The 9,566-nt window shown below is 68.1% G+C and carries 5 protein-coding genes; all 5 read left to right on the plus strand.

Annotated features, from left to right (window positions below; genetic code table 11):
* Positions 1-780, plus strand: a 780-nt coding sequence (locus AC1VTH_RS04205) for a glucose-1-phosphate adenylyltransferase family protein (RefSeq protein WP_481334866.1), incomplete at its 5' end; no start/stop codon positions are given.
* A gap of 3 nt (positions 781-783) precedes the next feature.
* Positions 784-1,881 (plus strand): glucose-1-phosphate adenylyltransferase subunit GlgD, encoded by a 1,098-nt coding sequence (gene glgD, locus AC1VTH_RS04210; protein ID WP_293673678.1) that lies wholly within the window; start codon positions 784-786, stop codon positions 1,879-1,881.
* Positions 1,881-3,377, plus strand: coding sequence for a glycogen synthase GlgA (gene glgA / locus AC1VTH_RS04215; protein ID WP_481334868.1), 1,497 nt, complete (start codon positions 1,881-1,883; stop codon positions 3,375-3,377). The genes glgD and glgA overlap by 1 nt, the downstream gene beginning before the upstream one ends.
* 52 nt (positions 3,378-3,429) lie before the next feature.
* Entirely contained in the window at positions 3,430-6,765 is a 3,336-nt protein-coding gene (locus AC1VTH_RS04220) for a 4-alpha-glucanotransferase (RefSeq protein WP_481334869.1), read from the plus strand.
* Positions 6,766-6,888: 123 nt separating this feature from the next.
* A partial coding sequence (locus AC1VTH_RS04225) for a DEAD/DEAH box helicase (protein WP_481334870.1) occupies positions 6,889-9,566 on the plus strand: 2,678 nt, incomplete at its 3' end.

A 9,566-nucleotide genomic window follows, 5' to 3' on the forward strand; every position in this document is an offset into this window, starting at 1 on the left:
ATCCTGTCCGGCGACCACCTGTACCGCATGGACTACAGCAAGATGATCGAGAGCCACGTCGCTAACAACGCCGACCTCACGATCTCGGTCATGCCGGTCGACTGGGCCGAGGCCTCGCGCTTTGGCATCATCACCAAGAACGATGACGACTCGGTGGCCAAGTTTACCGAGAAGCCCAACAAGCCCGACTCTAACCTCGCCAGCATGGGCATCTACGTCTTCAGCAGCGCCGTGCTCATCAAGGCGCTCAAGGAGGACGCGCTCGACGCGCAGTCCGAGCACGACTTTGGCAAGAACATCATCCCCAAGCTCCTGGCCGACCAGGCGCGTATCTTCTGCTACGAGTTCCACGGCTTCTGGCGCGACGTCGGCACCATCTCGAGCTACCACGAGACCTCGATGGACCTGCTCGGTCCCAACCCCGAGTTCGACCTGTTTGGCAAGGAATTCCCGTTCATGACCAACGCCCCGGTGCGCCCGCCGCACTACGTGGGCCCCGACGCCGTGATCGAGGACGCCATCGTCGCCAACGGCTGCCGCGTTGAGGGCACGGTGCGCCACTCGGTGCTCTCGACCGACGCGGTCGTGGGCCCGCGCGCCGTCGTCGAGGACTCGGTGCTGTTCCCGGGTGCCGTCGTGAAGGAGGGAGCGCACGTTGCGCGCGCCATCCTGGGCGAGCACGCGGTGGTCGAGGCCGACGTCGAGCTCGGCAGTGTTGACGTCACGAAGGACACGGCAGTCATCGGCGACGAGGTCGTCGTTGGGAAGGGGGAGGAGTAGGCCATGGAGACTGCGGTCGGACTCATCACCACTAACTATTCCGTCAAGCACCCCAGCGCGCTCACGAAGTCGCGCCCGGCGGCATCCGTGCCGTTCCTGGGCCGCTACCGCTTCGTCGACTTCGCGCTCTCGAACATGGTGAACGCCGGCATCAACACCGTGGGCGTCATCATGCCGTTCAACTACCGCTCGATCGTCGACCACCTCTACACCGGTAAGGACTGGGGCCTCGACCGCAAGAAGGGCGGCATGTTCCTCATGCCGGGCTCCGCGTTCGGCACGAGCCGCAAGGGCCCGCGCTTCCTGCTGCGCGACCTCATCTCCAACCGCGTGTTCCTCGAGAGGGACACGGCCACCAACGTGGTGGTCTCGGCGGCCAACATCATCTACAACTACGACTACCGCGACCTCATTCGCGCGCACAACGAGTCTGGCGCAGACATCACGCTGCTCACCAAGACCTACCGCTGCGAGGCCGAGGACGTCTCGAGCGTCTACACCGAGGACGGCTGCGTGCGCGGCTTCACCTACGGCACCCGCTATGGTGACGAGGGCTTCCTCGACTGCTTCGTGATTCGCCGCGAGAAGCTCCTCGAGCTCATCGACCGCTACTCCAACGTCGACTACCTCGACCTGTTCGAGGCCCTCGAGCCCGACCTGCCGCAGATGGACATCCGCGCCCACCGCGTCGACATCTACACCGGCACGGTCTTCGACGCACGCATGTACTACAAGCGCAGCCGCGAGATGCTCGACCCGGCCATCATCGACCAACTGTTCCCGCCCGAGCGCACGATCAAGACCAAGGCGCACGACAACCCGCCCGCCAAGTACGAGGCCGGCTCGCACGTCACCAACAGCATCGTGAGCGGTGGCTGCCACATCATGGGCACCGTTGCCGACTCGATTCTGTCGCGCAACGTCGTCGTCGAGCCGGGTGCCACGGTGCGCGGCTGCGTCATCATGAACGACTGCGTCATCGGCCGCGGCGCGCGCATTGAGAACGCCATCATCGACCGCGACAATAACATCTCCGCCGGCACCGAGCTGCGCGGCACGCCCGACAACGTCCTGGTGAAGGAAAAGGGAGGCGATCGCTAGTGGCCGGCCGCACCCGCCGCAAGCTTCGCATCCTGTACTGCGCCTCCGAAGCCGCCCCGTTCGTGAAGACCGGTGGCCTCGGCGACGTGGCCGGCTCGCTGCCGCGTGAGCTGCGTCGTTGCGGCGCCAAGGTGGCCGTGATGATGCCCAAGTACAAGAAGATCGACAAGAAGTGGCGCGATGCCATGCGCCACGTGGGCGACTTCTACATGAATCTCGGCTGGCGCACGGTGTGGTGCGGCATCGACCACCTCACCTACCACAGCATCGACTACTACTTCGTCGACAACGAGGACTACTTCGGCCGCGACTCGGTCTATGGCGACTTCGACGACGGCGAGCGATTCGCGTTCTTCTCCAAGGCCATCACCGAGGCCATCGGGCGCATCCCGGAGCTCAACGGCATCGACGTGCTGCACTGCAACGACTGGCAGACGGCCATGGCCTGCGTCTTTTTGCGCGAGTTCTACCGCGGCCTGCCCGGCTACGACAACGTGAAGACCGTCTTCTCGATCCACAACGTCAAGTTCCAGGGCCAGTACGGCGAGGACGTCATGAGCGACATCTGCGGCCTTGCCGACACCGCGGCCGCGGGGCAGCTCTACGTGGGTCCCAAGACGATCAACTTCATGAAGGGCGCCCTGCTCTATGCCGACACCATCACCACGGTGAGCCCCACCTACGCCGAGGAGCTCAAGCTGCCGTTCTACGGCGAGGGCCTCGAGGGCATCTTCCAGGAGCGCGCCTGGAAGCTCCACGGCATCCTCAATGGCATTGACCTGCAGGAATACGACCCGCACATGGACACGGGCATTGCCCAGAAGTTCTCGGCCGACGACCTGTCTGGCAAGGCCGCCTGCAAGGCCGCCCTGCAACGGGAGCTGGGTCTCGAGGTCGACCCCACCCGCCCGCTCGCCGTCATGGTGAGCCGTCTCACCAAGCAGAAGGGCTGCGACCTGGTGCAGTACGCGCTGGGCCGCCTGCTCGACCGCTCGGTGCAGGTCGCGGTGCTAGGCACAGGCGACAAGCAGTACGAGGACTCGCTGCGCTACTTCGACTGGAAGTACAAGGGCCAGATGTGCGCTCGCATCGACTTCGACTCGGCGCTGTCGCACCGCATGTACGCCGGTGCGGACCTCTTCCTCATGCCAAGCCAGTTCGAGCCCTGCGGCCTGTCCCAGATGATCGCCATGCGTTACGGCACGCTTCCTGTCGTGCGCGAGACGGGCGGCCTCAAGGACTCCGTTGCGCCCTACAACAAGTTCACGGGCGAGGGCACCGGCTTCTCGTTTGCCAACTTCAACGGTGATGAGTTCGCAGACTGCGTGCTCGATGCCTGTGAGGTATTCTGGACTGACAAGGGCGCCTGGGAAGGCCTCGTGAAAAACGCCATGGGCGCCGACTTTGGGTGGCGCCGTGCCGCGAATCAGTACCTGGACGTGTACCACGACCTTCACCCCGAGGTGATTCCCTACAACAAGAAACGAAGTCGCTAGGGTTCCCGCACTCGCGGTCGAGCCCCGGCCGCGAGTGCGGGGATGAAGTTGCATGTGGGCCTTTCACGATTCGCGTGACACCCTCTATAGGAATCCGTACGGCGCCGCCCCCGTGGGCGGCGCCGTCGTGCTTAAGCTCGACGTGGGTGGAGACCGCGACGCCTCGGCCACGCTGCGCACCTGGGTCGACGGCGTGGGCGAGACCTTCGTGCCCATGGTGGGCGAGCAGCTCGAGGACCGCGTGCGCTTCTCGGTTGAGTACGCCTGCGAGCAGCCCGCACTGGTCTGGTACTCGTTCGTGATCGAGCGTGGCGACGGCCGCGTGCTGCGCTATGGCGCGCACGACGGCAAGACCGGCGGCGAGGGCGTGCTGTGCGAGTGGGAGCCGCCCTCCTTCCAGCTCACGGTCTACGAGCCGCGCGAGGTCAAGCCCGCCTGGTTCACCTCGGGCATCGTCTACCAGATCTTCCCCGATCGCTACCGTCGCGGCGCCGACTGGCGTGCTCGCGTGGAGCTGGCGGGCCACCTCCACGAGAACGACTCCGCTGACGGCGTGGCAGGCACGCGCCGCAACGTCGTCGAGCGCTGGGATACCGAGCCCGCCTACGCCAAGGACGAGGCCGGCCGCGTGACCACGTGGGACTTCTACGGCGGCACCCTCGAGGGTATCCGCGACGATCTGCCGCGCCTGGCCGACATGGGTATCTCGACGCTCTACCTCAACCCCATCTTCGAGGCGCGCAGCAGCCACCGTTACGACACGGCAGACTTCATGCAGGTAGATGCCATGCTTGGCGACGAGCAGGGCTTCCGTGACCTGTGCGCCCAGGCTGCTGAGCTGGGCATCTCCATCGTGCTCGATGGCGTCTTCAACCACGTGGGCGCAGACTCGCGCTACTTCAACCGCTACGAGACCTATGCCGAGCCGGGCGCCTGGCAGGCCCACACCCAGGGCGAGAAGAGTCCCTATGCGGACTGGTTTGGTTGGAAGGACGACGGCACCTATGACGCCTGGTGGGGCGTCGACGACCTGCCCGCCATCAATGAGTCCAACCCCGACTACCAGCGGCTCATCTGCGGAAAAGACGGCGTGGTGCGCCACTGGCTTGCCACCGGCGCGCGCGGCTGGCGCCTCGACGTTGCAGACGAGCTTCCTGACGAGTTCATCGAGCAGATCCGCGCGGCCGCCACGGCCGAGCGCGCCGACGCCCTCGTGCTGGGCGAGGTCTGGGAGGACGCCTCCAACAAGGTGAGCTACGGAAAGCTCCGCCGCTACCTTCTGGGAAGCGAGCTCGACTCGGCCATGAACTACCCCTTCCGCGACGCGGTGCTCGGCTTTCTGCTGGGCACCACGAGCGCGCCCGACGCCGCCGAGAGCCTTGCCTCCATCACCGAGAACTACCCGCTCGAGGCCCAGGCCGCCTCGCTCAATCTCTTGTCGAGCCATGACCGCCCGCGCCTCATGAGCGTGCTGGGCGGCGCCCTGGGCCACCCCGACTGGCAGCCCTGGCCCGACGACTTCCCGGGCCGCCTCACGGATGGCGAACGCGGCCTTGCCAAGGGCCGCTTCTGGCTCGCGACCCTCATGCAGATGACCTACCTGGGCGTTCCCAGCATCTACTACGGAGACGAGCTGGGCATGGAGGGCCTGTCCGACCCCTACAACCGCGGACCCTACCCCTGGGCGAGAGGCGACGCTGGCGCGAGCGGGGAGGCCGTGGGCGAGCTCGTCACCGGCGACGCCGACTGCCGCACGATGTATCGCAACGTCATCCAGCTGCGCCGCAGCCTGCCCGTGCTCACGGACGGTCTCGTGCGCCCCCTTGCCCCGTGTGACGACGTGCTGGGCTGGTGGCGCCTCCCGCAGGGCGGCGAGGGCATGAGCGCGTGCGTGCTCGCGAACCGCAGCCTCTCCGAGTGGCATGACGTCTCGGTCGAGGACCGCGGGGCCCGCGCGAGCGAGGTCATCGGCGGCGCCGAGCTGCGCCGCGAGGGTGGCCGCGTGGCGCTTACGCTGGCACCCCTTGGCAGCGCGGTCATCGTGTTCGACGACGGCGCGGGGCTGGCCCGCCCGCTCGAGACGGGCACGGGCGTCGTGTGCCACGTGACGTCGGTCCCCAACGGCGGCAGGCCCGGCACGCTGGGTACTCCCGCGCGCGCCTTCGTCGACTGGCTCGAGGCGAACGGCCAGCGCTACTGGCAGATCCTGCCGGCCAACCCCACCGACGGCTTTGGCTCGCCCTATGCGGGCACCTCGGTCTTCGCCGGAAACGAACGCCTGCTGGCCGTGCAGGGCGAGGAGCTGCGCGCACGCATGGAAGCCTTCGAGCCCGACGCGGTGTACGAGGAGTTCATGCAGGCAAACGCCGAGTGGCTCGACCCCTATGCGTGCTACGCGGCCATCGCCGAGCTCACGGGCACCGACGCCTGGCAGACCTGGCCCGAGCGGTGGCGCCGCTACGCGCCCGAGCTGCTCGACGACCCGCGCCTTGCAGACGGCATCCGCCTCCATCGCTTCGCCCAGTGGGAGTTTGAGTGGGAGTGGATGGACCTGCGCGCCTACGCCAACGCGCGCGGCGTCCAGATCATCGGCGACATCCCCATGTACGTGGCCGCCAACTCGGCAGACGTCTGGGCTACGCCCGAGCAGTTCTGCCTCAACGCCGACGGTAGCGCGAGCCTGCAGGCGGGCACCCCGCCCGATGCGTTTGCCAAGGACGGCCAGCTGTGGGGCAACCCCTGCTACCGCTGGGGCGCCATGCGCGTCGACGGCTATGACTGGTGGATGCGCCGCCTGGCCCGCACGTTTGCGCTCTATGACGTCACGCGCCTCGACCACTTCCTGGGCTTCCAGAACTACTACGGCGTGCCCGCCGGCAAGGGTGCGCTCGAGGGCGCCTGGCACGAGGGCCCGGGCATCGAGCTGTTCCGCCGCGCTCACGAGCTGCTGGGGCCGCTGCCGATCATCGCCGAGGACCTGGGCTCGGTTACGCCCGCGACCCGCGCGCTGCTCGCCCAGGTGGGCTGCCGCGGCATGGACGTGCTGCAGTTTGCCGATGGCGACGTGCGCGGCGGCTGGCAGCCCAAGGCCGGCAAGGTGGCCTACACCTCGACGCACGACACCCAGACGCTCGTGGGCTGGTGCGCCGAGCGCTTTGGCCTCGACGAGCCCGCGGCCCGCGAGCTGGCCGACCGCCTCATGAGACAGACCTACGCCTCGGCCGCCGACGTCGTGATGTGCACGCTGCAAGACGCGGCGCTGCTGGGAGACGACGCCCGCATGAACGTGCCGGGCGTGGCCGAGGGCAACTGGAGTTGGCAGGCGACCGACGAGCTGCTGCCCTCGGCCGACGCCTACTTGCGCGAGCTGGGCGCCGCGCGGGGTTAGACCGCCAACTGCAGCGCCCCTGCCCGGTCGCCCGTGCCAAACGGTACAATCGCAGGCATGAGACCAGTGCGCGCCGACCCCACACCCACGGGGCCGGCCGCTTTGCATGCCGAGGGGTTGCCCATGCTCATCAACCGCGTATCGCGCCAGCTGCTCGCCGCGCCCGAGCTGCTTGGGGCCATGTCTGACCTGCGCTGTGGCAAGGACGTCGTCCTGTCCGTCTCGCAGAGCGCCCGCACGCTCGTGCTCGCGAGCGTCTGGGCGGCCGACCCGCGCCCCTGCCTGTTCGTGGTGTCGGGCGAGGAGGCGGCGGACCGCGCGGCCAAGGCGCTCGCCGCCTGGCTGGGCCAGGACCTCGTGCTGCGCTATCCCGAGCGCCGCGACCTGCCCTGGAAGACCGACGCCGCCGACGACGCCGTCATCGGCGCGCGCACCGAGGCCATCGGCCGCCTCGCCTGTGGCGACCCTTGCGTCGTGGTGGCCTCGGGCCGCTCGCTTTTGCGCCGCGTGCCGCCCGTGGGCTCGGGCTACTGGGCAAGCTCCACCTTCTCGGCGGGCGACGAGGTGCCCTTCGAGGACGTGGGCGCGTTGCTCGTGGGGCTGGGCTACGCCGACGTGGGCGAGCTCGACGGCCCCGGCACCTTCCACATTCACGGCGACGCCGTCGACGTGTTCCCCTCGCAGGACACGGTGCCCGTGCGCATCGAGTTCTTTGGCGACGAGATCGACCGCGTGAGGCGCATGGTCGGCGCTACCGGCCAGACCATCGGCGACCTCGAGAGCGTCACCGTGCGCCCCTGCCGCGAGCTCGCCCTCACCGACGAGACAATCGCCCGCGCGCGCAAGGCCCTGTGGACCGACGCCCAGGCGAGCACCGCCGTTGCCGCCGCCCTCGAGCTCATCGAGGCGCGCAGCCCCGAGCCCTCGCTCGACCGCTACCTCGCCGCCCTCTACGGCAAGACGGCGAGCCCGCTCGAGCACATCGCGGCCGAGACACTCGTCTGCCTAGCCGAGCCCCGCTCCCTGTTCGACGACTGCACCCGCGCCTCCGACGAGGTCGAGCAGCTCGCGAGAAACGCGGGCGCTGAGACCGCCGGCCTCTACACACTGCCGCGTGAGCTCGACTTTGGCTCCCAGCAGCGTCTCTCGTTCGCGAGCATGCTGCGTGCCGGCACCTCCGTCACCGCCGAGCTGCCCATTCGCCAGCCGGGCATCGCCGGCTCCGACACGCGCCTTCTGGGCCGCGTGCGCCAGCTCATCAACGACAACTGCGCGGTGCTCTTCGCCGTGCCCGACCGCGCCACGCGCGAGCACCTCGAGCTCAACTTTGGCGACGAGCACATCATGTTTGGAGAGTCGCTGGCCCAGGCCGCCGAGAACGGCGTGCCGGCCCTCGACCCGTCTGCTAACGACCCCGCCGCGGCGCCGCCCCTGCCTCGCGGCCAGGTGACCTTCATGGACGCCGCCGTGCCCGCGGGCATTGTTGCCCCCACGGCCAAGCTTGCCGTGCTGTCGGTGGGCGACCTGTCGGTACGCATGGCCCGCCACCGCGCCCGCCGCCGCGTCGACCCCACGAGCATCACGTTTCCCTTCAAGCCCGGCGACTACGTCGTCCACGCCACGCACGGCATCGCGCTGTTCGCTGACATCGTGCGCCAGGAGGTGGGCGGCAAGGAGCGCGACTACTTCCTGCTCGAGTACGCGGGCCAGGACAAGCTCTTCGTGCCGCTCGAGCAGGTCGACCGCATCACCCGCTACGTGGGCCCCGATGGCTCGAGCCCGCGCCTCACGCGCCTCAACACGGCTGACTGGTCGCGCGCAACAAACAAGGCGCGCAAGAACGCCAAGCGCCTCGCCTTTGACCTCGTCGACCTCTACACCCGCCGCGCGAGCGTCCAGGGCCACGCGTTTGCCCCCGACACGCCCGAGCAACAGGAGATGGAGGCCTCGTTTAGCTACGAGCTCACCCCAGACCAGAAGACCGCCGTGGCAGACATCAAGGCAGACATGGAGACGGCCCGTCCCATGGACCGCCTGCTGTGCGGCGACGTGGGCTTCGGCAAGACCGAGGTGGCCCTGCGCGCGGCCTTCAAGTGCGTGGCTGAGGGCCGCCAGGTCATGGTCCTGTGCCCCACCACGATCCTTGCCCAGCAGCACTACGAGACGTTCTTCAACCGCTTTGCCCCGTTCGACTTCGAGGTCGACGTCATGAGCCGCTTCCGCACCACCAAGCAGCAGAGGCTTGCCCTCGAGGGCTTCGCGAGCGGCAAGATCTCGGTGCTCGTGGGCACGCACCGCCTGCTCTCGAGCGACGTCAACCCCCACGACCTGGGCCTCGTCATCGTCGACGAGGAGCAGCGCTTTGGCGTGCAGCACAAGGAGCAGCTCAAGAACATGCGCGAGCAGGTCGACGTGCTCACCCTGTCTGCCACGCCCATCCCGCGCACCATGCAGATGGCGATGAGCGGCGTGCGCGACATGAGCATGATCATGACCCCGCCGCCGGGCCGCCTGCCGGTCAAGGTGACGGTGGGGGAGTACGACCCCGACGTCGTCTCAGCGGCGATCCGCGCCGAGCTCGCGCGCAAGGGCCAGGTCTACTATGTGTCGAACCGCGTCAAGACCATCGACGAGGCAGAAGCCCGCGTGCTCGAGGCCGCGCCCGAGGCCCGCGTGGGCGTGGCGCATGGCAAGATGAGCGCCAAGCAGGTCGAGGACATGATGATGAAGTTCCAGCGCGGCGAGATCGACGTGCTGGTGGCGACCACCATCATCGAGAGCGGCATCGACAACCCGCACAC

This window comes from Parolsenella sp. (assembly GCF_982402205.1).

What these genes read in the sequence shown, in the direction of transcription:
- glgD (WP_293673678.1), top strand. Translation starts at nt 784, where the DNA reads ATGGAGACTGCGGTCGGACTCATCACCACTAACTATTCCGTCAAGCAC.
- AC1VTH_RS04220 (WP_481334869.1), top strand. Translation starts at nt 3,430, where the DNA reads ATGTGGGCCTTTCACGATTCGCGTGACACCCTCTATAGGAATCCGTAC.